The organism is Bacillus sp. ISL-57, assembly GCF_018613135.1.
In the GTDB taxonomy this organism is placed as follows: Bacteria; Bacillota; Bacilli; order Bacillales; family DSM-1321; genus Peribacillus; species Peribacillus frigoritolerans.
The window spans coordinates 307,951-332,939 of the sequence record NZ_JAGGQV010000001.1 but is presented as its reverse complement, the minus strand read 5'-3'; the positions used below and the strand labels follow the sequence as shown (position 1 = coordinate 332,939).

The 24,989-nt window shown below is 41.1% G+C and carries 21 protein-coding genes; 8 read left to right on the top strand and 13 right to left on the bottom strand.

Translation table 11 applies throughout. The annotated features are described in order from the left end of the window. Positions 1-398 precede the first annotated feature (398 nt). The 5 genes from J7I90_RS01515 to J7I90_RS01495 are packed head-to-tail and all read left to right on the top strand — an operon-like array spanning position 399 to position 6,610. On the top strand, positions 399-1,742 hold the full coding sequence (locus J7I90_RS01515; protein ID WP_214768086.1) for an APC family permease: 1,344 nt from the start codon (positions 399-401) through the stop codon (positions 1,740-1,742). Between the two features lie 33 nt (positions 1,743-1,775). Beyond that, on the top strand, positions 1,776-3,392 hold the full coding sequence (locus J7I90_RS01510) for an amidohydrolase (RefSeq protein WP_214768393.1): 1,617 nt from the start codon (positions 1,776-1,778) through the stop codon (positions 3,390-3,392). Between the two features lie 22 nt (positions 3,393-3,414). Next, the gene (locus tag J7I90_RS01505) at positions 3,415-3,579 is read left to right on the top strand and encodes a hypothetical protein (RefSeq protein ID WP_214768085.1); all 165 of its coding nucleotides are present in this window, start codon (positions 3,415-3,417) and stop codon (positions 3,577-3,579) included. A gap of 14 nt (positions 3,580-3,593) precedes the next feature. Next, positions 3,594-4,937 carry an APC family permease gene (locus J7I90_RS01500; RefSeq protein WP_214768084.1) on the top strand — a complete coding sequence of 448 codons (1,344 nt, stop codon included), beginning with the start codon at positions 3,594-3,596 and terminating at the stop codon, positions 4,935-4,937. Between the two features lie 41 nt (positions 4,938-4,978). Continuing rightward, positions 4,979-6,610, top strand: coding sequence for an amidohydrolase (locus J7I90_RS01495; protein ID WP_214768083.1), 1,632 nt, complete (start codon positions 4,979-4,981; stop codon positions 6,608-6,610). A gap of 393 nt (positions 6,611-7,003) precedes the next feature. On the opposite strand, the gene cuyA is transcribed toward J7I90_RS01495, so the two are convergent. Then, positions 7,004-7,996: a D-cysteate sulfo-lyase gene (gene cuyA / locus J7I90_RS01490; protein WP_214768082.1), complete on the bottom strand. Its 993-nt coding sequence runs from the start codon at positions 7,994-7,996 to the stop codon at positions 7,004-7,006. A 990-nt stretch (positions 7,997-8,986) separates the two neighbouring features. On the opposite strand from cuyA, the gene J7I90_RS01485 reads away from it, so the two are divergent. After that, entirely contained in the window at positions 8,987-9,196 is a 210-nt protein-coding gene (locus J7I90_RS01485) for a hypothetical protein (protein WP_214768081.1), read from the top strand. A 139-nt stretch (positions 9,197-9,335) separates the two neighbouring features. On the opposite strand, the gene J7I90_RS01480 is transcribed toward J7I90_RS01485, so the two are convergent. The 11 genes from J7I90_RS01480 to J7I90_RS01430 all read right to left on the bottom strand — a co-directional run bounded on the left by J7I90_RS01480 (position 9,336) and on the right by J7I90_RS01430 (position 20,569). Next, positions 9,336-10,295 (bottom strand): VOC family protein, encoded by a 960-nt coding sequence (locus J7I90_RS01480; protein WP_214768080.1) that lies wholly within the window; start codon positions 10,293-10,295, stop codon positions 9,336-9,338. Positions 10,296-10,335: 40 nt separating this feature from the next. Then, entirely contained in the window at positions 10,336-11,124 is a 789-nt protein-coding gene (locus J7I90_RS01475) for an SDR family NAD(P)-dependent oxidoreductase (RefSeq protein WP_222619771.1), read from the bottom strand. A 34-nt stretch (positions 11,125-11,158) separates the two neighbouring features. Next, a complete protein-coding gene (locus J7I90_RS01470) occupies positions 11,159-11,668 on the bottom strand; it encodes an aromatic-ring-hydroxylating dioxygenase subunit beta (RefSeq protein WP_034312295.1) in 510 nt (169 codons plus the stop codon). Positions 11,669-11,689: 21 nt separating this feature from the next. Then, positions 11,690-12,991 carry an aromatic ring-hydroxylating oxygenase subunit alpha gene (locus J7I90_RS01465; protein ID WP_034312297.1) on the bottom strand — a complete coding sequence of 434 codons (1,302 nt, stop codon included), beginning with the start codon at positions 12,989-12,991 and terminating at the stop codon, positions 11,690-11,692. Between the two features lie 38 nt (positions 12,992-13,029). Further along, on the bottom strand, positions 13,030-13,815 hold the full coding sequence (gene nadX / locus J7I90_RS01460) for an aspartate dehydrogenase (RefSeq protein WP_214768079.1): 786 nt from the start codon (positions 13,813-13,815) through the stop codon (positions 13,030-13,032). A 16-nt stretch (positions 13,816-13,831) separates the two neighbouring features. Next, positions 13,832-15,277, bottom strand: a complete 1,446-nt coding sequence (locus J7I90_RS01455; protein ID WP_214768078.1) for an aldehyde dehydrogenase family protein — start codon at positions 15,275-15,277, stop codon at positions 13,832-13,834. 12 nt (positions 15,278-15,289) lie between these two features. Continuing rightward, entirely contained in the window at positions 15,290-16,978 is a 1,689-nt protein-coding gene (locus J7I90_RS01450; protein WP_214768077.1) for a thiamine pyrophosphate-binding protein, read from the bottom strand. Positions 16,979-17,008: 30 nt separating this feature from the next. Further along, the gene (locus J7I90_RS01445; protein ID WP_054396069.1) at positions 17,009-17,800 is read right to left on the bottom strand and encodes an SDR family oxidoreductase; all 792 of its coding nucleotides are present in this window, start codon (positions 17,798-17,800) and stop codon (positions 17,009-17,011) included. A 100-nt stretch (positions 17,801-17,900) separates the two neighbouring features. After that, a complete protein-coding gene (locus J7I90_RS01440; RefSeq protein WP_214768076.1) occupies positions 17,901-18,839 on the bottom strand; it encodes a VOC family protein in 939 nt (312 codons plus the stop codon). Positions 18,840-18,961: 122 nt separating this feature from the next. Next, the gene (locus J7I90_RS01435) at positions 18,962-19,495 is read right to left on the bottom strand and encodes a cupin domain-containing protein (RefSeq protein ID WP_034312308.1); all 534 of its coding nucleotides are present in this window, start codon (positions 19,493-19,495) and stop codon (positions 18,962-18,964) included. A gap of 258 nt (positions 19,496-19,753) precedes the next feature. Then, complete coding sequence (locus J7I90_RS01430; RefSeq protein WP_034312310.1) at positions 19,754-20,569, bottom strand: IclR family transcriptional regulator; 816 nt, start codon at positions 20,567-20,569, stop codon at positions 19,754-19,756. A 1,140-nt stretch (positions 20,570-21,709) separates the two neighbouring features. Here J7I90_RS01430 and J7I90_RS01425 point away from each other — a divergent pair. Beyond that, positions 21,710-23,002 (top strand): MFS transporter, encoded by a 1,293-nt coding sequence (locus J7I90_RS01425; RefSeq protein WP_214768075.1) that lies wholly within the window; start codon positions 21,710-21,712, stop codon positions 23,000-23,002. Between the two features lie 254 nt (positions 23,003-23,256). After that, a complete protein-coding gene (gene yppF / locus J7I90_RS27925; RefSeq protein ID WP_214768074.1) occupies positions 23,257-23,439 on the top strand; it encodes a YppF family protein in 183 nt (60 codons plus the stop codon). Positions 23,440-23,645: 206 nt separating this feature from the next. Here the strand turns inward: yppF and J7I90_RS01415 are convergent, their stop codons facing one another. Continuing rightward, a complete protein-coding gene (locus tag J7I90_RS01415) occupies positions 23,646-24,971 on the bottom strand; it encodes a GntT/GntP/DsdX family permease (protein ID WP_214768073.1) in 1,326 nt (441 codons plus the stop codon). Positions 24,972-24,989 lie beyond the last annotated feature (18 nt).

Below are 24,989 nucleotides of genomic sequence, written 5' to 3'. Positions count from 1 at the left end.
TTCCTAAATGAAAACAGCAAACCATTATTTTGAAAAATCATTTTGTTCGAAGGAGTGATACCTTTTATTAAAAAGTGTGACATCAAAAAAGACAAGGCCATTACGAAGTTGTTCCTTGCATTATGCTACTCTACTTTACCAAATCCTCTGTGCGGCCGATTGGAGGACAGGCACTATGAAAAAATGTTAAAAGCATTCAGTCAGAGCTCAATTTTTTGTATCCGTTCACAAGAAAGATACTTTATGTTGGTTATCCTTAAATGAATACAGACAAATAACCTTTCCATTAACTGAATATACAGAATTTCAATTTAATTATTCTGAATAATCAGGTTATTTACGACACATTAATGAATGTGTAAAATCGTTAGTAAAAAATTCACAAGGAGGATTGATTAATGGAAAATACGAATTCACCAACTCTTAAACGTACTCTTACTTTGAAGTATGTCGTCTTTTTCGGATTGGCTTTCATGGCTCCAAAAACGTTTTTCTCAACATATGGGGTTGCTGTAAACAGCACCGGCGGGATGCTGCCGACGGCTTATGCCATTGCTTTAGTTGTCATGTTATTTACAGCTTATAGCTATGCCCAATTAGTGAAAGCGTTCCCAAAAGCAGGAGCAGCATATACGTTTACGCAAAAATCTATAAGTCCGCATATAGGGTTTATCGTTGGTTGGACAATCATCATTGATTATATATTTAGCCCGATGATCAGCGCCCTAATCGTCGGAATTTCATTGAAAGCTTATTTTCCATCCATTCCGATGTTTGTTTGGATCATTTTATTTATTGTGGTTATTACTGCTGTCAACATCCTTGGCATTAAATTAGCAGCGAAACTTAATACGTATATGCTTTTCTTGCAATTTTTATTGTTTGCACTATTTTTTATTTTGTCCATTAAAGGTCTTCTTGATGGAAAAGGAACAGGGACATTATTTTCCACCGTTCCCTTTTATGACCCTGAAATTAGCGCACCGGCTCTCCTATCTGTTATCCCAATTCTTTGTTTTAGCTTTTTAGGCTTTGATGCAGTAACTACTCTGTCAGAGGAGACGAAGGATCCTACGAGGACGTTGCCAAAAGCGATCTATTTCATAACGATGATTGGCGGATTTTTATTTATCACAAGTTCTTATTTTGCACAACTAATTTTTCCGGAGTTCCATTCTTTCACTAACCCTGAATCCGCCTATTTAGAGATAGCTATGTATATCGGCGGAAACATTTTTGTGAGCTTCTTTGTGGCAGTGGGGCTAACTTCCACCACAGCTTCAGCCGTGGCATCGGGAACGAGCGCCTCTCGTATTTTGTATGCGATGGGAAGGGAAAATGTATTGCCGAAAAAAATCTTCGGCTATCTATCACCGAAATACCGGACACCCGTGTTCAATATTTTACTCATTGGCGGGATTGCATTAAGCGCTCTTTTCTTAAATCTAACGACAGCTGTATCACTTATTAGTTTTGGTGCGTTATTTGCCTTTTTCTTTGTGAATCTTTCAGTTGTTTCTTACTATTTTTTTCAAAAGAAACAGAGATCTTTTAGAGGAACGATTCAATATATGATTATCCCGCTTACTGGTGCAGCACTAATTGGATTGTTTTTCATAAATCTAGATAAACATTCACTAATACTGGGTGGAACTTGGCTTCTTATCGGATTTATTTATCTATTAAACTTAACGAAAATGCTTAGGCAGCCGCCTCCTGAGCTTGCCTTTGAGGAAGCTTAATAATAACGCTATAAAAGAAGGGAATGATTGATGATGAGTCAACAAGTAGCTGACGTAATTATATCAAGTAATACTGTATTTACAGGTCTTTCCGATCAACCTGAACCCGCCTCCATTGCAATTAAGGACAACAAAATTGTTGCGATTGGTACTGAGGAAGAAATTAAACACTGCGCAGGTGAGCACACGAAAATCTATCAGTTTAAAGACCAATTAATTATGCCGGGATTCCATGATTTCCACCTTCATATCATGCAAGGTGCCGTTGCCCTCAATAGTGTCAATCTGTTCGCCGCTCGCTCAGAAGATGAAGCGCTGAAAATGATTGGTGAATTTGCCGAATCAAAACCGGAAAATCAATGGGTAATCGGATTTACTTGGGATGCAGGTTATTGGGATATACAACAATTACCGACTCGCCATTCATTGGATCATATTCTTCCTAACCGTCCGGCACTCATGTTTCACGCTGAAGGTCATTATGCATGGGTGAATACGAAAGCTTTGGAGATTGCTAATATTACTCGTCATTCGGAAAATCCTTTCTATGGCATTATAGGAAAAGATGAAAATGGCGAACCCAATGGTATTTTATATGAAAAAGCAATGGATGCGGTTATCCGCCATGCCTTTAATTTTTCAAATTCACAAAAAAATGAAATCTTCTCCAATTTCTTGGCACATGCAGCCAGCTTAGGGGTGACTGCTGTCAATGACTTACATGGTTTAAAGACAATAGAATCACTAGATGTTTTCAAAGAATTCGAAGACAACGGTAAATTAACAACGCGGATTCATTTATGGCCTGCATTAAATGGCGATCTTGGGCACTCCAAACAATTGCGAGAGACATATCAATCGGATAAGCTCCGTGTGTCGGGACTTAAACAATTTATCGATGGCGTCATTACCGCCCGTACAGCTTATCTACTCGAGCCTTATGCGGATCAACCAGAAACACGCGGTGAGACGTCTTTCCCTCCTGAAACGATCAAAAAATGGGTCGTTGCTGCAGATAAAGAGGGCTTCAGCATTCGTTTTCATGCGATTGGAGATGGAGCAATCCGTCTTGCCTTAGATGCCTATGAGGAAGCGCAAAAGACAAATGGTAAACGAGATTCACGACATTCCGTCGAACACATTGAAGTGATTCATCCAGATGATATTCATCGTTTTAGTGAGCTCGGTGTTATGGTCTCAATGCAGCCAGATCACTTAGCGATGTCTGAAAGAGGTGTTTACACCGAACAAGTTGGTGCTGAACGGGAAAAGTATGTCTTCTCGATTAATACTTTGCAAAAAACCGGTGCGAAACTGGCTTTTGGAACGGACTTCCCAATTGATATTTTGAATCCGCTCCTCCAAATTTATCGTGCGGTAACGAGAATCGACAGCAGCGGAAAAACGGTATGGCATCCACATGAGTGCATCACACTTGCCGAAGCATTGAAAGCTTATACAAGTGGCCCAGCCTACGGTACATTTAGAGAGCAGGAATTAGGGACATTGGAAGCAGGTAAACTTGCTGATATTATCGTCTTGGAACGAAATCCCTTTGAAGTGCTTGTGGAAGAAATACCAGATATAAAGGTACTGTTAACAATGGTTGACGGTCAAGTAGTTTATGATTATGCCGGTTCTTTAGTATGATAAGTAAACGATTCGGAAAAAGATGATCAAACAGCGGATGTACATCTTTGTCATCAAACGTTTAAATGCGAAAATAGACCATACTATGGAAAATAAAAACTATAGAAAAGTTGGGCATGGAGATCGGTCTGCTTTGCAGAATCAGTATGGTATTGGAATAAAGAATGACTATGATGCAGCCATTTAATAGGGGACTGATATATGAATAATTCAAACTCACCAACTCTTAAACGTTCACTTCCATTAAAATATGTTGTGTTTTTTGGTTTGGCCTTTATGGCCCCAACTACTTTGTTTTCAACATATGGAGTTGCTGTTCATAGCACAAACGGGATGATCACTACTGCTTATATCGTTGCCTTTATCGTTATGCTGTTTACAGCCTACAGCTATGCGCAAATGGTCAAAGCCTTTCCAAATGCGGGTGCAGCCTATACGTTTACGCAAAAATCCCTAAGTCCTCACATTGGTTTTCTCGTAGGTTGGACCATTATACTGGATTATATGTTCAGTCCAATGATCAGTGCTCTATTGTTAGGCATTGCAATGAAAGCATATTTCCCTATAATTCCTATGTACGTCTGGATCATTCTCTTTATCGTCACGGTTACGATTATAAATATTCTCGGTATTAAGGTAGCGGCTAAGCTTAATATGGGGCTTCTATTCTTGCAATTCGGAACACTTGCGTTGTTCATCATTTTTTCAATAAAGGGGCTTTTAAATGGTCAAGGTGCAGGAACGCTTTTTTCGATCCTCCCGTTTATTGATTCAAATATAAATATTCCGGGCTTCATGTCCATAATCCCTATTTTATGCTTTTCCTTTTTAGGGTTTGATGCAGTAACAACTCTTTCTGAAGAAACGAAAAACCCGCGAAAATCCATACCTAAGGCCATTTATCTTGTAACAATCATTGGTGGATTATATTATTTTATCGGTTCGTACTTTTTACAGCTTGTCTGGCCTGACTACCAATCATTTAAAGCCCCGGAAGCAGCCTATATGGAAATTGCCATGTATATCGGGGGTAACTTTTTGATAAGTTATATGCTTGCTGAAGGAATCATGTCCAGTTTTTCATCAGCTATTGCGTCAGGTACAAGTGCTTCGCGCATTTTATTTGCAATGGGACGTGAACGTGTACTTCCTGCCAAAATATTTGGATACCTTTCTCCTAAATATCGTACACCTGTCTTCAACATACTAATTATAGGAGGCGTGGCTTTAAGCGCCCTATTCTTAAGCCTTACGACTGCCGTATCTCTTATAAATTTTGGTGCATTATTCGCTTTTACTTTCGTTAATATTTCGGTTATCGCTCACTATTATTTCCGAAAAAAGCAGCGATCCTTAATAGGGACAATTCGGTACCTTATCATTCCGTTAATTGGTGCTTCTCTTACAGGTTTCTTTTGGATAAAGTTAGACATCCATTCGTTAATACTGGGAGGAACTTGGTTTGCGATCGGATTTGTGTACCTTCTTAACCTTACAAAAATGTTTAGACAGCCGCCTCCTGAGCTTGCCATTGAACAAGCTTAATAATAGAAGCTATTCTATAGAATTGAAAGGAATGATAGATAATGAATCAACAACCAGCTGATGTAATTATTTCAAGTAATGCTGTATTTACAGGACTTTCTGATCAACCGGAGCCCGCCTCAATTGCGATTAAGGACAATAAAATCATTGCGGTTGGTTCTAAGGAGGAGGTTAAACCTTATTTAGGCGAGAATACCAAAATCCATCAATTTAATGACCAATTAATTCTACCGGGTTTTCATGATTTCCATCTTCACATGATGGATGGGGCTGTTTCGATGAATAGTGCCAATTTATTCCCAGCCCGTTCAGAAGAAGAAGCGTTGGAAATGATTCGTGAATTTGCCGAATCGCGCCCGCAAGATCCTTGGATAATCGGCGCTTCATGGGATGCAGGATATTGGGATACGCAGCAATTACCGAATCGGTCTTCATTGGACCGCATTCTCCCCGACCGTCCGGTGCTTATGTTTCACGCCGAAGGTCATTACGCATGGGTAAATTCAAAGGCACTTGAAATCGCTAATATTACCCGTCATACGGAAAACCCTTCGTATGGAATGATTGGAAAAGACGAAAATGGGGAACCTAATGGTCTTTTATACGAAAAAGCAATGGACGCGGTTATCCTCCATGCCTATCATTTTACAAAAGAACAAAAGAGAGAACTTTTCACGAATTTCCTCACTCATGCGGCTGGTTTAGGAGTAACATCCGTCCACGACTTATTCGCAATAGAAGCATTGGAAATGCTTAATGATTATGATGTTTTCAAAGAATTTGAAAACAATGGAGGTTTAACTGCCCGTATTCATTTATGGCCAGCTTTAAATGGCAATCTTGAACGTGTCAAAAAATTACGAGATACGTATCAATCGGACAAACTTCGTGTGTCAGGACTTAAACAATTTATCGATGGCGTCATTACAGCCCGTACCGCTTATTTACTTGAACCTTATGCTGATCAACCGAATACACGAGGTGAATCATCGTTCCCTCCTGAAACAATCAAAAAATGGGTCGTAGATGCTGATAAAGAAGGCTTCAGCATTCGTTTTCATGCAATTGGAGACGGAGCGATTCGCCTTGCTTTAGATGCCTATGAGGAAGCGCAAAAGACAAACGGTAAACGAGACTCGCGGCATTCCGTTGAACACATTGAAGTGATCCACCCTGATGATATTCATCGTTTCAAACAGCTAGGCGTGACCGCTTCAATGCAGCCGGATCACTTTGCGATGTCTGAAAGAGGTGTGTATACCGAGCGGATTGGTACAGAACGAGAAAAGTATGTTTTCTCGATTAATACACTGCAAGAAGCCGGGGCGAAATTGGCATTCGGAACGGACTTCCCAATCGATACCCTTGATCCGCTTCTGCAAATCTATCGGGCAGTAACGAGAATCGACAGCAGCGGAAAAGCGGTATGGCATCCACATGAGCGCATCACACTTGCCGAAGCATTGAAAGCTTATACAGCCGGATCAGCTTATGGTTCCTTTAGGGAGAAGGAATTGGGAACATTAGAAGTAGGAAAACTTGCTGATATCGTAGTATTAGAACGAAATCTCTTTGAAATGCCAGTGGGAGAAATCCCCAATACAAAGGTACAGTTAACGATCGTTGATGGGAAAGTTGTTTTTGATCATACGAGGTCTTTAATTGAAAAGTAACATTAAAGGAGGATTCTACAACTGTAGAATCCTCTCAGACTGTAGACAAACTCAAAATCGAGTTTGTCCTTTTTTATGGCTTGTACAATTTGGACGTTGATTGGAACGTAGGGCACTCGCTTTCCGCGGGCGGTCCCGGAGCCTCCTCGGCTTTCGCCTGTGGGGCGCGCTTTTCCCGCAGGAGTCTCGTACCTTCCGTTCCAATAAAACTTTGACTTACCTTTTAGATATAACACTTTTCCCTACAGTCTTTTTTTGTTTTAAAATAGATCCATTAAAAACTTGAGGTGATGAGAATGCTTTCGAAACATCATTCTATTCAACGAGATCAACTTGAAATGATTACTTTAGACGAACCAACTGGTGCCGGCGAACCAGTTGGTTCGTAAAATCTCAATTAAAGAGAGACGTATTGGCGTAAAGCGATGAAGCACCGCCAGAGTGAATAAATAGAATGTTATCCTCCGGCTTAAAGGTGCCTTTTTGTATTAAATCGATGAGTCCCGCTGCCGCTTTCCCCGTATATACCGGATCCAACAATATCCCTTCCGTTCTTGCCATTAGCTTGACTGCTTCCACCATTTCAGGTGTAGGCAAAGCATAACCCGGGCCGACATACTCATCAAAACACGTAACAGCCTCACGAGGAAGTGAATTCGGAATGCCGATATGTGTTAAAGTTTCCTTAACAAGCTGAAAAACTTTCTCTTCTTGTTCAGCTTTCCCTCTGCTTACGTTTATTCCAATTACCGATACTCCACTGTGATTTCCATGAAATCCTGCCACCAAACCAGCATGCATTCCTCCACTGCCGCTTACACAAATAACTGCTTTCAAATCAATCCCTTGCTCAAAGGACTGGGCCAAGATCTCCTGAGCACATGCAACGTATCCCGTCGCACCAATGACATTGGATCCCCCAACCGGGATAATGTAAGGTTGATGTCCTTTCTCTGTCACCTCTTTAGCCACTTTTTGCATTTCTTGCATTAAGTCAGCTCCATTAGGCACTACTTTTATTTGTTCAGCTCCTAATAAATGGTAGAGAAAATAGTTACCGTTAAAATCCGGTTCAGTATTTGAAAGGCCCTCTTCCAACACAAGGATGCATTTCATTTTCTCTTTAACCGCAGCAGCTAGTGTCAAGCGGCAATGATTTGATTGAATGCCTCCACATGTAATCAATGTATCCGCGCCTTTGTCCAATGCATCGGCAACAAGAAATTCCAGTTTCCTTGTTTTATTTCCGCCTGCCGTCAGACCAAGCATATCGTCTCGTTTAACGTAAATGGATGGGCCCCCTAGAACTTCAGAAAAATGATCCAGTCTTTCAACTGGTGTATATGTCGGTGTATATCGCTTTCTAGGAAATTGTGCTAAATTCATTTATAACTCCTCCTGATCCTCTATGTATATAAACAAAAGAAAATATCAATCTGATGTTCTCTTGTGTTTAAAATACTTCGATCTCAATCATAGCATCTTTATGTAATCGAGCAACATGAATCTCCCTTCTAGCATGGTTATCTCTAAAAAGAATTTTCATATACATCACTCGTCAGGGCAAAATGATATCAAAACCTACTATTAGTGCTTCCGCTTTTTCTATGACGCCCTTTTTTCCTCAAAAGTTTCAGGCAGGTCCCCAGTTACAGCATATATGAGGGCTACCTGGAATTTTATCACTTGCCAAAAAGTTCCGATAGCCTTGTGAGCGTCTTTAGTGGTAATAGGGTCATCCATCCCATTGAATTGTATCAATAAAATGTATGAAGCATTGAAATGACTTCACTCATTTTTAAGATAAAAAATATATACTTGTATATTATTAAAAAGGAGCGCCATGGAAACCAACCGTTATCAATATTTTCAGAACAAATAGAACATTATTTTTCTAAGCCCTTAAGGGAAGGTATATTTTTTGTTATTAATAGTGCGATCATTGAAGAGTATTGCCCGGAGACCGTTTAACGGAAGATGATATCGCCCAGCTTCAATTGTAACAGTACACCGGTTTGTGATGCTATTGGGAAATTGGAATAGGAAAATTTGCTTCTGGTTAAACCTGTCCATAGGGATGGTCATATCCAATGTGGATATTCAACTTATGCAGTAAGAATTGGAAATCAGTAAAATGCTCGAAAACCATTCTATACAAAAAGACTGTGAAGGAATTACGGAAGAGGAGTTTAAAAAAACTGGAATGGGCAACGGATAAACCGCAACAAGAAATAATTAAAAATGACCGAATAGCGGCAAGTCGTGCAAACATCGAATTTCCCCGCTTATTATATTCCAACTCGAGAAATACCTTTCTCCAAAAAACTACAGATTCATCATGACTTTCTTTTCGAATTTCCTTTTAATCGGCCCGTAATGAGGATGTTACATTGGGTTGATAAATCTTGGTATGAGGAACGAAACAACGAGCACTTACAGTTAATCCAGACCATTCGTGACAAAGATGTAGAAAAAGTAATAATATTGCTGTTAAATTTTTCACTTTTATTCGAACCGTACAAGGCCATGGTTGAAGTCCCCTTCCCGACCATTGCCTTGTATGCTTTTTATACGGTTGCGCTCTAGGTAGTTATTCAGCTGATTAGGTGGGAAAATGGCTAGGTTTTTCGATTGAATGACCCCTGGGGTTCTTATTCCTAATTATGTAAGTTCCAAATGTCCGGACAATCATCCATACACCTTTTGATGATCAATGGTTACTTGTTTACTCATCGTAACGTTCCAGCAATTCAATAATCACTTTAAAGGTCGCTTTTGTATCCATATAGGCATACCGGCCTTTTCCGTTAAAAAAGTTTCCTCTCTGTATGACCGGATAGCCCATTTCTTCCAGCATCTTCATTTTAGCCTCCATGTCTTTAACGACAAAAGAGATATGGTGAACACCCTCACCATATGTTTCTAGATGATCTTTCCACGTACTGGGTGATTCGCCCGGCTCGATCAATTCAATTTGAATTAACGGAGTATTGATGAACATATATTTTGATTTGCCTTCAGTGGGCTTCCCTTTGTAAATCACGTTTGTAATATCGGATGAACCAGAATGGATGATGGGAGGTTTTTCAACACCCAACAACTTACTATATGCATCTGCAGCCGCATCAAGGTCTTTGACAACAAACGCAAGCTGTTCCACTTTGTTAGTCCCTAGTAGCGGCTGAATGCTGTCATCTTCCGGTCTTTCCCATGCCGTTACTCTTGGCTCCGCACTTTCAAGCAGTTCAACTAACGTTTTGTGATCATCTAGTGTATCCACATATACATATCGGCCGTCACTTGATGTGAATTCACCTGTTTGCAAAGCTGGGTAGCCACTTTTCTCCAAGATTGGCAGCCTCTTTTGGATAGAGTCCACATCAAAAGCTATATGGTGGATCCCTTCACCTACTTCATCCAGGAACTCACGCATCGTTCCTGGATTTTTATCGGGTTCTATTAGTTCAAATTGGACGGTAGGAGTATTCAGGAAAGCCAGTTTGGATTGCGATTCCGTTGGTACACCTCTAAAAGTAACTTTCGAAACAGAACTGTCACCAGTTAGAAATGGTTCTGCCTTCTTAATGCCCAGCAGTCTTGTGAAAGCTAGATTAGCAGCTTCAATATCTTTTACAACAAATGCGAGTTGATTAATATTCCTATTGCCCAATAGTGATTCAGCCATACTAATAAACCTACTTCCCATAGTTTATTTTATTATGAACTCAACCCAGCCCGCGTACGGACAATCCTCCATCACTGGAGATGACTTCACCGGTAATTGCACGCGCTGCGTCTGATGCCAACAGGACATATGCAGCTACATGATCTTCAGGCAGCTGTGCAAGCTGTAGAGGGTTTCTCTTTTTTATGCTATTTGCCTTCGTTTCATTATCCACGATTTTAACGAATGGACGCAGGGGAGGAATGACCGATAATGCGGTCAGAGTGCCACCAGGAGCTACAGCATTCACCCTGATGTTAGGAGCGAGTTCAAAGGCAAGTTGCCGCATCAGCCCTATTTGGGCATGCTTGCTTGCTGTGTACCACACCCCGCCGCCATCCGGATAAAAACTGGCACCGGATACGGTGAAAATAATATTTCCATTCGATTTTTGCAGTTCTTCAAGAGCGGCTTTAGCACCGAAGAATGATCCTTTAACATTAATATCGATCAGAAAATCATATGCATCGGAAAGTGCATCGGGAGTTACGTCGGCAAATTTAGCAAATCCATCAAAGACTCCTGCATTGGCTACGAAAACATCCAGTTTTCCAAATTGCTCAACAGTGGCCTGGACAGCCCTCTCATTGTCTTCATATTTGCTTACATCGCCTTGGTTAATGAGAATCTCTTCACCAAATTCCGCTTTCATTTTCTTTAGCGTTTCTATCGAGCGGCCGATGATGCTGACTTTTGCCCCTTCTTGTATGAAACGTCTAGTGACAGCCTCCCCGATACCTGAATTGCCACCGGTAATCAGCACTACTTTATCCTTTAACGCCATTGCCATTGTAACCAGCCTCCCCTTTTTAACCAAGTCAATATTATACGAAAATAGCAAGATTTCTGGTATTTATCGTTGATTGATCAACAATGAATATTCGTTTGGAAAGTTTCCATTTACCTTCTTCGAAAATGAATTCATCATTTCGTTCCCCCGAAATCAGATCATGTTGAATATCCGTGCTGCGGCTACGATAGATGAGCAGGTAGCTCTTGACGACTGCCTTTTCACCTTCAACATAGTCTTTAACACGTACATTTGAGACAAAACGCCGTGTTCTTGATGGCGGTATTTCCGCCCATGCATAATCCGTTTTCAAACGATCCACTCGAAGTTTCAGCAGCTCAATATCATCATTAAATGTAAACATGTCCGTTGAATAATCCGGGCGTTCCACTCCTTCTTTATTAACACGTACAGGCATTTGATAGCGTAAGCTCGAGTGCATTAAATCGAACCAATCATCAAATTCAATATCATCCAGTAATTGAGCTTCATCATACAGCCATTGTTCAAATTGACATTTGAGCAACATTTTCTCCACATTCATTTCCGTTCCCCCTCCCGTTTATCATTTCGTCATCAATTCAAGCCAGTACTTGTAAAAATTCCTTTGGCTCGCTTCAGTGAATTTATCATCGTAAGCAACACCAGGACCTATAAAATCAACTGGTTCACGATGAAGACCCATAGTATAATTGTAGGTTAGATTCTTTAGGAAAGGCATTGGTCCTTGGGCTGCTTCAGTGATATCAGTAAAAACTTCCGTATCATCCTGTTCGAAAATACCGGAAGGGCTAAAGGTCAAGATAAATGAATCTCTTGATCTATCTTTCCAATCTTGGGAGGCGTTCTTTTCCACAAGCATCCAAGCAATCACTTCCATTTTATTGTGACCTATTGGCCGCCACATCCTTATTGAAGTGTTGGAGATGAATTGGTCTTTGATTTTTGTATGGGATATTAAAAATGATAAGTTAGGGAAAACATTCCCAATCATATTCTTCAAGTTTGATAACACTCCATATTGTTCTTCAGACAAATTAGTTTTAAATTCATCTTTCAATTCTTCCGGGAAAGCGAAGTCAGGATTAGGAGTCCCTAAGTTAAGACCATGCCCGTTGTCCGTATGGATTTGAAAACCGCGCTTTGAATAGGTAGCATTGGGCACCATGCCCAGTTTGGCAATGGATCCGTGTGTGACCATCGTGTGATAGGAATCACCAACAAAGTTATCGGAACCAACTTTCCAGTTCGAATTAACAACGAATCTTTGCGGAACTCCGATTACTTCCATTTCTGCACGTCCTACAAGGATATCCAAATACCATTTAATGTCTCCAAGAAACTCTTCAAGCGGCTCTGCATCTTCATTCCAAGTTCCAAATAAAAGACCTTTATAGGATTCAAGCTTTACTTTGTGAAGGCCCATTTCCGAGCGGTCAAGGTTACCCCCATATATGTCCTTTTGTAATGGCACTCCTACGAGTTCACCAGTGTTTTTAAAATTAAACCCATGGTAGGGGCACGTAAATAAAGACTTATTCCCTTTATCTGCACGGCATAGTTTCATTCCGCGATGGGTGCACATATTATAAAAAGCCCTGATTTCCCCTTCAGCATCACGAGTAATGATGAGCGAGTAGCCAGCAAGTTCACGGGTCATGAAGTCTCCTTTGTTCGGTACTTCAGAATCATGGCCGATAAAAACCCATGTTTTCAAAAACACTTTTTCATGTTCTATATCATAAACCTTTGGGTCTCCAAGGAGGTATGCAGGTATAACGCCTTCCTCTGGTTTAACTGTTTCGTTCAAATAGTCAACAACTTGCTGTTTCGACATTTCTTCTAAGGATTTTTCAGTTTTAAGCATACTTTTTCTCTCCCTTCCAAGCTTTACATCATTAAGCATTACCCAATCTGAACGCTTTTTTCCTTGTTTTGCAGAGTCGCCAAAACGCTTAATGCCGCTAGATAACTCGTTTTCGGGTTATTTGGCATCGGATCATTTTCCACTTCTAGTTTCAGTTTCCCGAACGACCCTGACGCTTCTATCAGGTGATTATTTTTTAACACATTTGGATCGGCAATGATTTTCACTTTCGTCTTTTCTGATCCAAGACCAGCCATAGACAGCACAATCGCAACATTAATGTTTCTCGGAAATTGCTTGATCGCTTCTGCAGCAGTTCCTTCAAATAATACCGTTTCTTCTGTCACTGAAGACCCTGCCGGTAATGCGTTTGGCGGTTTTCTTGTGGTGATGCAAACAGATTCAAGTCCATTCACCGCTTTTGCCGATTTAAGTACATCCAGACCTCCAATCGCACCAGACGGAAGGAGAATATTCACGTCATTCAATTTACAAATCTGGTTTGATTGTTCTTCAAAGGCGGAATTCGCCATCACGCCAATGCTGCTTAGCAAGAGATCCTTCCCGCTTTTAAGCACTTTCAATGCATACTCTTCAGCTGCTTCTATCGTTGCAGCCTCTATGACTAAATCTACATCGGATTTAAGGAGTTCGTCGACATCACGATATGGCTGTGTCCTGAATTCTTCAGCTAATTGTGCCGCAACTTCTCCACGGCGGGCATAAATTGCATCGATTCTTCCACCTGGAAGAAGCCCGTCGTTATTAATGGCCTTAAGCAGAAATTTTCCGATATTACCGCACCCGATTAAACCTAACTTCATGTAGTTTCATCCTTCCTCAATCAGCAAACCCGTATGAGTCCGCAAAGAATTCCAACCCGCAATGTCTTGTTTCCCGCGAAACACCGCTTTCTTTTAAGCCAGGGAAGTCCAGGGCCAAGTCACTGAAAACGGTATGATTATTATGGAATACGGCACCAGCTTCAAGGCGATCTGCCATTTCGACAGCGATATCTTCATTCTCGGTCCAAACAGATGCACGCAGTGCAAACTCACTATCATTCGCTAATTTTACAACTTCATCGATATCATTGAAAGGTAAAATTGGAATGATCGGTCCGAATTGTTCCACTCGAACCAATTCGCTCTGCTGATCGACGCCAGTAATAATGGAAGGAAGCATATAATAACCTTTATCCCAAGTTTCCGGATTCAGCTGGATGCCGGTTGTGATTATATTTCCTCCTGACTTAGCGGTACGTTCGATCAAGCCATTCACAAAGTCATATTGTGCTTTATTATTCATTGGACCCATGGTTACATCAGGCTGAATTCCATCACCGATCACCATCCGGCTGAACTCTTTGGTCAGCTTCTCCACAACTTCATCATATCGTGATTCATGGACGTACACTCTTTTTACAGCAGAACAAACCTGACCCGCTGCTCGTAAAATCCCCATCCTCAAACGTTTGATAGCCGCTTCATCCATATTGGCATCTTCCAAGATGATGGCAGGATCATTGCCGCCAAGTTCCATATATACTTTTTGCAGATTTCCAGCTGATTTCTGCATGATATCTTTCCCGGTTTCCGTACTTCCGACAAACGCCAATGTCCTTACGCGTGAATCGGAACATAGTGTGTCGCCGATTGCTTTTCCTGATCCTGAGACTATATTGATGACTCCTGGAGGAAAATGTTCAGCAACTACTTTTAAACAGGTCATGATCGTTAAGGGACAATTCGTTGCAGGTTTCACGACAACGGCATTACCTGCCAAAACAGCAGGTATGACCCTTTTAAATGTTAATATCATCGGAGAATTCCACGGTGTGATTATTGCCGTGACACCTCTTGCTCTTCTTCGGATTTGGACTTTTTGTTTTCCTGGAAGCACTTCAGGCTTCCACCAATCAAGTAACTCTGCTGCACAGCCCTTCATTACTTCAACACAGCGCAGTAAATCCTTTTTAGCTTCAACAAGTGTTTTGCCATTCTCACGTACAAACACTGTAACATTTTCCTCGATAACTTTTGATAGTTCTTCTGCCGCAGTGTTCATCCTGTTTGCCCGTTCCCCGATATCAGAGCGAGACCACGTTTCAAAAGCATTTTCTGCAGCTTCAATAGCGCCACTCACGATTTTTTCAGAGCATTTTGCCACCTGGCCAACTACTTCCGATGTATTTGCCGGATTTACAACATCGACTTTTTCCGGTAATTCTATCCATTCTCCATTAACTAGATATTTTCCTGAAACAAATGGGTATGTCGAAATCATTCTCAATCCTCCTTATAGTTTTTTGGGCTTGAATGCTTCCGCAGCTCCCGGTGGTCCGCCAAATGGTTTGGCCATTGGCCCCACAGCTTCCATATCAACGACGATCATTGAAGGTTTACGTCTTTCCTTAGCCTTTTTAAGTTCGGATATGAATTCATCACCAGAACCAATACGCACTGCATCAAAATGCATGGACTCAGCCAGTTTCACAAAATCAGGGCTCAATAAGTCCACAGCTACCTGCCGACCATATGCGGCTGTTTGAATATTGCGAAGAACTCCATAGCCTGAGTCATCGAACAATACGATGATAACTGGTAAATTTTCTTCGGCTGCCGTAACCATTTCCCCAACGTTCACCATAAACCCACCATCTCCAGCCATAAGAACGACGGTTTTATCTTGACATCCCATTTGGGCACCGATTGCTGTTGGAAGACCTTGACCAATTCCGCCGCCTGATGCATGAATCGATGTTCTCGGTTCATAGATTTCAAATAAACGGCTACCCCAAACATTTGCCTGAACGGTCACATCACGAACTAGAATGGTATCCTCTGGTAATATCCCCCTCATGCCATCTACAAATTGCTCATACGGTCCAAGCGTTTCCCTGAGTTGAGCGCGCACTTCATTTCTAAGTGAAAGAACTTCTTGTAAATAAGATGGCTCTGCATGAACTGAATGTTCTTCAAGCTTTTGAATGATGGCAGCAAGCATATCCTTTGCATCGCCAACCAAACCTAACGTGGCTTTATAGTTCCGGTTAATGGCCTGCCAATCCGCATCGATCGCTATATGTTCCTGTGGCACCGGCACTTTCCAGTTGGATGTTTCATTCCCCCTAAACCTTACACCTACGCTGATCAATAAATCTGCATTTCTTAAAAACTCTTTTGTAGTTTCATATGCCGCAAAATGTCCGATGCATTGTTCATGGTTTTCTGGAATCGAACCTTTTCCTGACTGACTGGTTATAACCGCTGCACCAAGGATTTCCGCCAATTTTTTCAGCTCTTGCGAAGCATTGGCACTGATGACTCCACCACCGGCCCATATGACAGGACGGCGTGCGCCTACCATTTTTTGAACGGCTAGTTCAGGAATAATTGGCATTGAATTTGTTTCAGAGGGTGAAGTTCTTAGCCCTTCGAGTGAAAGATCTTCTATGATCACCGATTGATAGTCAATTGGAATTTCCAATGTAACCGGACCCGTTGGTGCAGTTAAAGCTTCTTGGATTGCCTTCCTTACTACTGCTGCGGTTTGGTCAGGGTTTCTAAGCCTCACTGCATTTTTACAAGCTCCGCTCATCATTGAAAGCTGGTCTTTACACTCATGTATGTATCCTTTGCCTGTACCAAGATAAGAAGAAGCCACCTCACCTGTTAGATGAAGAAGGGGGACACCAGCTGCCCAAGCTTCCACTAGTGAACCAGCAGCATTTCCTGCCCCTGTTCCAGTACTGGTAATCACTACACCCAATTTCCCGGTGGCGCGTGCATATCCATCAGCCATATTTACGGCACCGCTCTCACCGCGTGAACAAATGAGTTTGATGCTCCCTTCCCTAAGAATTGCATCATAGATGGGCATATTGTGAATGCTGACAATCCCGAAAGCAGCTTCCACACCTGCTTGAACAAGCTCCTTTACGATGGAATCGGCGGTTGTAAACTCTAATTCTTCTTGTATTTTCATCGCGTTATCCTACCTTTTTCAGTAATATATTTATAGTGCCTTTCCGATCGCTCCTGCCGTCTCAATCGTCGAACCCGCTACATAACTTGCTTTGTCTGAAGCAAGGAAAACAATGACACTGGCCACTTCTTCCGCTTCCCCTACGCGGCCGAGAGGGATATTCCGTTTTTTCGCTAGGTCCCCGTAATACTCTTCAGGGTCCATATCAGGCGCATTTTTCAATCTTCTTCGCTCCCATTGATCGGTCCGGATCAATCCAAGACTCACTGAATTCACCAATATATTGTCAAAGGCCAATTCCTGGGACAAGGTTTTGCTTAAATTAAGGAGGCCAGCCCTTGCTGCTGCAGTCGCTACCATATGACGTTCAGGTTCTTTGGCAAGCGTTGCATTAATATTAATGATCCGCCCGCCTCCCCTTTTCACTATATGGGGATGCGAAGCACGAACGGCATATATGATGGCAAAGAACTTTAACTGAATCTGTTCTTCCCACTGCTCATCCGTTATGTCAAAAAAGTGACCCATCACGCTTTGACCTGCAGCATTCACCAAAATATCGATTCCGCCAAACCTCTCCGCGGTACCATTAATGAAAGAATCTACATCCGATTTTGAGGTGACATCACATGTTGAGGCAAAAATATCTGCCTTTTCACCAAATGAGAGCAATTGACTTTGTGCACTTTCCATACGCTCAGCACTTCTGCCGCAAATAGCCACTTTCGCTCCTTCAGCTAAAAACATTTCTGCTGTTTTTAATCCCACGCCCGACGTGCCGCCCATAATGACAGCCACTTTTCCTTGCAATCCTAAATCCACTCTCTTCACTCCTTTTCAAAGCCATTTTCCTCAAATGCTGTCCTTTAATCAACAAGAAACTAACTAGCGCAAGAATCATGGGAGGAAATCAAACTCCTCCTTATTTTTTCGCCATGACAGAACCATCTATATGAGAATCAACCCAGCCTGGATCGGGATCTCCTCCCATTGCTTTGCGCGCTTCAGGTTTCGGCGGCCCTGCAATCCCCCACTGATCCATTAAATGCGGAACCCGTTTCCATACACGTGCTCTCCACTCAGATTCATCTTCGATCGTTTCCAGATAACATGTATACTCCATTACAAAACCGCCTGGGTCTTGAAAATAACAGAAAATATTGTCTCCCGGCCCATGACGTCCAGGTCCCCAAAGTTCTGACAAGCCCGCTTTTCGGACATTGCTTATTCCTCGCATCAGCTCATCCACGGAATCGACTTCGTATGCGATATGATTGACTGACGCATGCTCATCTTGATTGAAGGCTATGGAGTGATGCTTTCTGTTGCACCGGAGGAATGACATTTGATGCTCACTCCAATCAGTGACTTTAAAACCAAGAACATCCGTATAAAACTCAACGATCATATCCAAGTTCTTCGTGTTCATTACAACATGATTCAATTTCACTGGATCAACATTTTTCTTGCTCCAAATAGACGTTTGCACTTCCACCCAAGCAGAAAGCTCGATCACGCGGTTTTCCGGATCGATAAACCGCAGGCCATAACCGGCACCTGCTTCATCCAAATATCCAGGTGGTTCAATAATTCGAACGCCCTTCGATTGTAATATCCCTGCTGCACGGTCCACCGCATTTTTATCGACCATGCCAAAAGCTATATGGTGCAATCCTCGTTTTTCTCCCTTGTGAAGGCTAAGAATATGATGTTCCGGTCCAGCCCCCCGGAAATAAACCGTATTCTCCTCTTCCGGAACATCCACCCTATCAAGACCCCAAACTTTTTCATAAAACTCTGCTTGTTCGTCGAAATTCGGAGTAATCATGCTTATATGCCGTAAATGAGTAATCCCAAGCATTTTTTATACCTCCCATAATTTAGATTGCCCTTTTGATCATTCGCATTGGCCATATTTAACAATCTAATCGAAAAGGGCGCCTCATTAATTTTCATAATGCAGGTGCCCTTTCGGCTTAATGATCAATCTTTAATGATGGCTTCTCTTTCTTTAGACCGTTGTTTACGAAGTTCTTCCAGTTCACTGCCTTCAGGATATGTCGGTAAGTTAGGCTTCACTGCCCCAAGCATCACTAGCATGCGCGCCTCTACATCCCCGTCATTCCTAATTCCCCGATAAACCCCTGGTGGGCTGCTTATGCAGTCTCTCGCACTTAATTTAATTTCATGCACTTCACTGTAGCTGTCCTCTTGAATTAATGCCGTGACTTCACCCTCAAGAATGAAAAACACTTCTTCAACATCGTCATGAAGGTGCAAAGGACCGATACATCCCGGAGGAAGCACCATCGTACTTAAAGTGAAATGTTCACCTGCAATTACATTCGTATCGTTATTGGCAGTGGCACCACGTCCGATATATCTCATTTGTGCGCGTCTATAAGCGGGATCAATTTCTTCTTGGAACTTCAAGACATTCCAATCAAGAGTACGGTCTTTCAATCGGGCAACATATTTTTTTTCAAAATCCTTCACTGAAAAAGTTTCTTTTGTCATTTTAAAATTCCTCCCTTATTTGTTGTTTCTAAATCGAATTATGTTTCATAAGCAAAACATTGTTTTGTCTATGAATTAAGTCTAAAATGAAACCGCTTCATTGTCAATGAGTTTTTAGAATATTTAAAACTATTTCTATAATCCGAACGTTCACCATCTATGGGATAAACTTGTAACAAAAAAAAAGTGTGGAATTCCCTATTGGGAGATCCACACTTTCGAAGGAGGTTATTCATTTATTAATCGATTTTAAATCGTTCAGACATCTTCGTGTTGATAAGGCTTAACCCCGCTATATCCCATATAAACGGATAACTGACGAGAAACTTCCAATAGTTTCGGCAAGGCAATTTTATCGATGAAATCCTCCTGATAAGCAGACTCTGTTGCCACGACATTCAAGGCAGCCAATACATTCCCGGTCCTATCAAAGATCGGGGCGGCAACGGAACGGATGCCGGGGTGGAATTCCCCGCTTGTCATCGAATAACCATTTTGCCGAATCGATTCCAGCTGTTTTTGAAATTCACCAGGCGCGGTGAGTGTTTTGTCTGTATAAGGAGTAAGGTTCGATATTTTGAACATTTGCATGAGCAATTCTTTCGGTTGATATGCCAAAAGTAATTTTCCATTGGCCAAAGCATGTGCCGGCAGTCGCAAACCTATGTTAACATTGACAGCGGATACACCTCTGATCGGGGCACTTCCAACATAAACAACTTCCTGTCCATCCAAAATGGACAGATGGCAGGAGGCTCCGATTTCATCACGCAAGGTCTCCATATAAGGTTGGACAATTTCCTGGAATTTCAAGCTATTCAAATAGCTGAACCCCAATTCAAGAACTTTAGGAGTTAAACTATAACGTTTGGTATGTTCATCCTGCGACAAGTAACCAATATTTTGTAATGTGAATAATAATCGATACGGTACTGTTCTGCTTACTCCCAGTTGTTTTGCTATTTCTGAAAGAGACAAGCTCGGCTGTACTTCATTAAAGAGCTTAATGATTTCCAAGCCCCTAACCAATGAATTAGCACTATATTTCTCTTTCTCTTTTTCTTCGCTTGCCATTCGAGTATTCCCCCCCCGTTGTGAATAAATCTCATTTTCCCTGACTATAACCCGTTCAGTAAAGCTTTCTTCATACCTAGAAAGAAGAACTTGCAGTATATGTACATTTTTTTCTGATCGTTCTTTTGGTGAATGTTTATGATGCATACTTCAATCGTTGCCTATTTTCTTTTATTACCTTAACCAGACAGGTACTTTGGCGCCAGTAGCGCGCACCGGCCTTTGCTTTGCAATTTACATATTTCGATGGGTTGTAATCAATTCAGAAGTTTCCGTTTACTTTCTTTCATGCTAACAACAGCTGGTCCATGAGTCACATCAGATATACACAAGGCTTTCACCACTTCCGGAAAACGCTAGTAAAAGCCGGGAACTTTTAACCGAGCGGTCTTTAAGCGCTATTCCTTATCCCTATTCCTGTTAAAGAATCAATATCGCAAATTGGCAACCATTACTACCTTACAATCCATTACCCTTCATGTATAAATAGAATGGTGTTTATGTGTCAATTAAAGCATATTTACATATATAAAACTATTTGGAAGGCCTAGCATAATTGACGTTTCGATAGAAAAGCTTGTTGTTATATAACCAAATATAACCAATAGCACCAGTAAAAACAAATAAGTAAATTTCATACTTCGTTATTCTCTGTAAAAATTTCCCGTATTAAGTATTTCATATACAAAACAATATAAATGAATTATAGATTTTCCTGATTTTAAATTCAACATCAACAAGTCAGAATTTTTGATAATTTGTAAATAATTTGTTTTTTGGACACAAAGAAGTAGAATTAATTCCATTTTAGGCCCTTGCTTGAAAGAGTTCCACCTACTCCATAGGATGAAACAAAGTTCGATATTGAACTGAAAGCGCTTGTATTCTAAAAATATAAAATTGTCAAAATATTAAATTGACAATCAAATTATTTTAATTTATCGTTAAGAAAGTAAAACTTTGTTTTCCTTACAAAACACTACCGTTACTTTTTATCTATCAAAATTATAAAGAAAGGCGGGATATAGCTCTTAAATGAATATTCAAAACTAGTACCTTTCTAAAGGGATAACTTTAAAACACTTATACTCAATGATAAGTGTTTTAAGGAATGCTAAAAAGCGATAAGGAGATGGTATTATGTTAAATGGGCAAAAAAGATGGTTGTTTATTGCCGTACCAATTTTTTTCTTTTGGTTTTTCGGACAAATTGATAAGGTTGGCATTTCCATCATTCAAACAGATCCAGAATTCTTGCATGCACTCGGTATGACAGGTGCTGACAAAAATGCAAAGATCGGTCTTCTATCTTTTGTATTCACCATTGCTTATGGAGTTTCAAATCTTTTTTGGGGCTTCATCATTGATAAATTAGGTGCCCGAAAAACAGCCATCGCCGGTTTATTCGTTTGGACAATCACGATGATTATGTCAGGACTGGCAAATTCATATGAAATATTTTTAATTAGCAGGATCATTCTTGGTTTTGGTGAAGGAATGATGATTCCGGTTTCCGGAAAGCTTATTTCTAACTGGTTTAATAAACGTGAACTGGGGAGGGCCCAGGCATCTTGGCTTACCGGAAACTATTTAGGACCGGCAATGGGAGCCGTTGTTTTGGTGCTTGTGATATCTTTACTCCACTGGCAAGCAGCTTTCTTTATGCTTGCAGCTTTCAACTTATTTATAAATATCCCGATGTTCATCTTAATGACGAGGAATACACCTGAAGAGCATCCCCGTATAAGTAAGGAGGAATTGGCATTCATTCGACAAACGGATGATGAAATGAAAGAAACCGCCCATTCCGAGAATAAGAAAAGTTTCGCCCAAGATTATCGTTTCTGGATCGTTTGGTTCGGCATGCTCATATGCTCCTTCTTATTTTTTGGAATCAGCATTTGGCTTCCTACATATCTCATTGAAGCAAAAGGATTTGAAAAGGAAGGAATGTCGAGCATTACTTCACTTTCCTGGCTATTCGCTTTAGGATTTGTCTTGGCATGCGGTTTTCTGGCTGACAAAACCAGACGTCCAAGTTTGATGGCCACGATTCTATTTTCATTGACGGCTGTCTTTTTGACTGTAGCAGTCTTCATCCCCAACCCTATTTTGGCTGGACTATGTATGGGATTGGCAATGGGATGTCAAGGCGGTGTGTTCCACCTAAGCAATATGCTCATGGTAAAATACTCAACACCTGAAACGGCAGGACGAGCCGCAGGTCTAATTGGATTCACGAATATCATGGGCGGCTTTTCGAGCTATATCATGGGATGGCTTCGTGACTTGTCTGGCGGGGACTTCAGTTCATCGATCGCCATGCTGATTTTTACAGCCCTCTTAGGTTTAGCAGCTTATTTATTCTCCATTAAGAGAGAATCCGCAGAACTCCGCTTATCACCTATACATGTACAAAAGATACAAGCATGAAGTCCTTGTAAAATCAGTTTTATACCTCCAACCCTTGAATTATCAGGGGTTTTTCTTGTGCCGACTTAAAAGTAAGTCGAAATAACATCGCTCATTTTTTGGATTTCCCGATAAAATTTCCCACTGGTTACTCCGAATCACTCCTTTATTTGTATAAATATGTCGATAGTTAAAATATTCAAAAAATGATATTTTTTTGAATGCCCATGTTATATTATTTATGGAAAAAAATACTTGTCAAGTAAGGTGAGTGTGTGAATATAGAAGTTTTAATTCTCCATTATATTCAGGAAAAACGTCAAAAGCCTAACCATGCCAATGATTTATTGGAATATATTCAGAATGAATATGTAAACGGGAAGCTGTCAATCTTGCAATATAGAAGTCTCTGTCAGGACTTATATCTTCGAGGAGCCAAACAAACGTCTCCTGGATGAAGCTCCCTTGTCACTAGACTAACTACCCATTGTGGATGAATTTTGTTTCTGTTTTTTCCGCAACGACCTATCTTTAACAATACATCCGGTCATATTATCATCCCCAGTATGTTCATAAATATATAAAAGCCTCCGTGATCTGTCACCCCAAGACAGTTCACGGAGGTAAATGTTACTTTATCAGACATTGTAGAATTTCATTTTAATTATATGAATATATCGAAAATTAAAACCAAACCGAATGCAACGAAGGAAAGTAATGTTTCCATCACTGTCCAAGTTTTGAAAGTTTCTTTAACGGTTAGTCCCATGTATTCTTTTACTAACCAGAAACCTGCGTCATTAACATGGGAGAACATGAGTGAGCCTGCTCCCGTGGCAATTACGAGCAATTCTAGATTAACACCCGTCATATTGGCAACGACCGGTGAAACGATCCCTGCTGCCGTGGTCAAAGCGACGGTTGCAGAACCTGTGGCAATCCGAATCAATCCGGCCACTAGGAATGCAAGAACGATCGGTGATAGAGAAATTTCTTCAGCCATGGAAGCGATTGCAGTCCCCACGCCACTATCAATTAAAATTTGCTTGAACCCTCCGCCAGCACCGATAATCAGAATTATGGATGCTAATGGCAATAAGCATTCATCCGTCAACTTTTTAATTAGTGATTTGTTCATTCCTTGTCTGTAGCCCAAGAAATAGTATGCGGCAAAACAGGAGATTAATAGGGCGATCACTGGACTTCCGATAAACAATAAGAATTTTTCAATCGAACCCGGTAGCGGCAGATAAGGCGCCACTACAGTTAAAACCATCAACAATACTGGCAAAAGGATGATGAAGAACGATACTCCAGTGCCGGGTAATCCACTTGACTTTGTTTCGACTCGGATCAATTCCGGTTCTCCAACAGGAATAACCCGTTTATGAATCCATTTTGCGAATAGCGGTCCCGCAATTACAGCCGTCGGGAATGCGATGATCAATGAGTACAGAAGTACCTGTCCCATGTTTGCATTATAAATTCCAATAGCTGTCATGGCTCCAGGATGCGGAGGCACCAACCCATGTACGATCGATAAACCAGCAAGTACTGGAATGCCAATTAACAAGATGTTCACTTTGGTTGATTTACGAATGGAAATGACTAAAGGAAGCAATATTACTAAACCAACCTCGAAAAATACCGGAATGCCGATGATGAAACCAGATAAAAGCATGGCCCATGGCAGGTTTTTCACACCGAATTTATTAATGAAAAAGTCAGCAACCTGCATTCCAGCTCCAGAATCGGACATCATCTTTCCTAGGATGGTCCCTAAGGCCAATATTCCAATAAGGTGCCCAAGGACCGCTCCGACACCCGTTTCATAAGCTCCAACGATCTTGTCCATTGGCAGTCCGGAAAAAATCGCTAAAAATAAACTGGCAACAGTCAGGCTGATGAACGCATGCCATTTCCACAATGATACCCCTAAAATGACGATTACGATTGCTATCAGCGTAATTCCTAATAAATATAGTTCCATATATTCTCCCCATTCCCA

Coding starts and splice junctions, on each gene's coding strand:
- cuyA (WP_214768082.1), bottom strand. CDS start 7,996: ATGAATTTAGCACAATTTCCTAGAAAGCGATATACACCGACATATACA.
- J7I90_RS01450 (WP_214768077.1), bottom strand. CDS start 16,978: ATGAAAATACAAGAAGAATTAGAGTTTACAACCGCCGATTCCATCGTA.
- J7I90_RS01485 (WP_214768081.1), top strand. CDS start 8,987: ATGAGGATGTTACATTGGGTTGATAAATCTTGGTATGAGGAACGAAAC.
- J7I90_RS01465 (WP_034312297.1), bottom strand. CDS start 12,991: ATGCTTAAAACTGAAAAATCCTTAGAAGAAATGTCGAAACAGCAAGTT.
- J7I90_RS01495 (WP_214768083.1), top strand. CDS start 4,979: ATGAATCAACAACCAGCTGATGTAATTATTTCAAGTAATGCTGTATTT.
- J7I90_RS01510 (WP_214768393.1), top strand. CDS start 1,776: ATGAGTCAACAAGTAGCTGACGTAATTATATCAAGTAATACTGTATTT.
- J7I90_RS01425 (WP_214768075.1), top strand. CDS start 21,710: ATGTTAAATGGGCAAAAAAGATGGTTGTTTATTGCCGTACCAATTTTT.
- nadX (WP_214768079.1), bottom strand. CDS start 13,815: ATGAAGTTAGGTTTAATCGGGTGCGGTAATATCGGAAAATTTCTGCTT.
- J7I90_RS01505 (WP_214768085.1), top strand. CDS start 3,415: ATGATCAAACAGCGGATGTACATCTTTGTCATCAAACGTTTAAATGCG.
- J7I90_RS01500 (WP_214768084.1), top strand. CDS start 3,594: ATGAATAATTCAAACTCACCAACTCTTAAACGTTCACTTCCATTAAAA.
- J7I90_RS01430 (WP_034312310.1), bottom strand. CDS start 20,569: ATGGCAAGCGAAGAAAAAGAGAAAGAGAAATATAGTGCTAATTCATTG.
- J7I90_RS01415 (WP_214768073.1), bottom strand. CDS start 24,971: ATGGAACTATATTTATTAGGAATTACGCTGATAGCAATCGTAATCGTC.
- J7I90_RS01515 (WP_214768086.1), top strand. CDS start 399: ATGGAAAATACGAATTCACCAACTCTTAAACGTACTCTTACTTTGAAG.
- J7I90_RS01475 (WP_222619771.1), bottom strand. CDS start 11,124: ATGGCAATGGCGTTAAAGGATAAAGTAGTGCTGATTACCGGTGGCAAT.
- J7I90_RS01455 (WP_214768078.1), bottom strand. CDS start 15,277: ATGATTTCGACATACCCATTTGTTTCAGGAAAATATCTAGTTAATGGA.
- J7I90_RS01440 (WP_214768076.1), bottom strand. CDS start 18,839: ATGCTTGGGATTACTCATTTACGGCATATAAGCATGATTACTCCGAAT.
- J7I90_RS01480 (WP_214768080.1), bottom strand. CDS start 10,295: ATGGCTGAATCACTATTGGGCAATAGGAATATTAATCAACTCGCATTT.
- J7I90_RS01435 (WP_034312308.1), bottom strand. CDS start 19,495: ATGACAAAAGAAACTTTTTCAGTGAAGGATTTTGAAAAAAAATATGTT.
- J7I90_RS01470 (WP_034312295.1), bottom strand. CDS start 11,668: ATGAATGTGGAGAAAATGTTGCTCAAATGTCAATTTGAACAATGGCTG.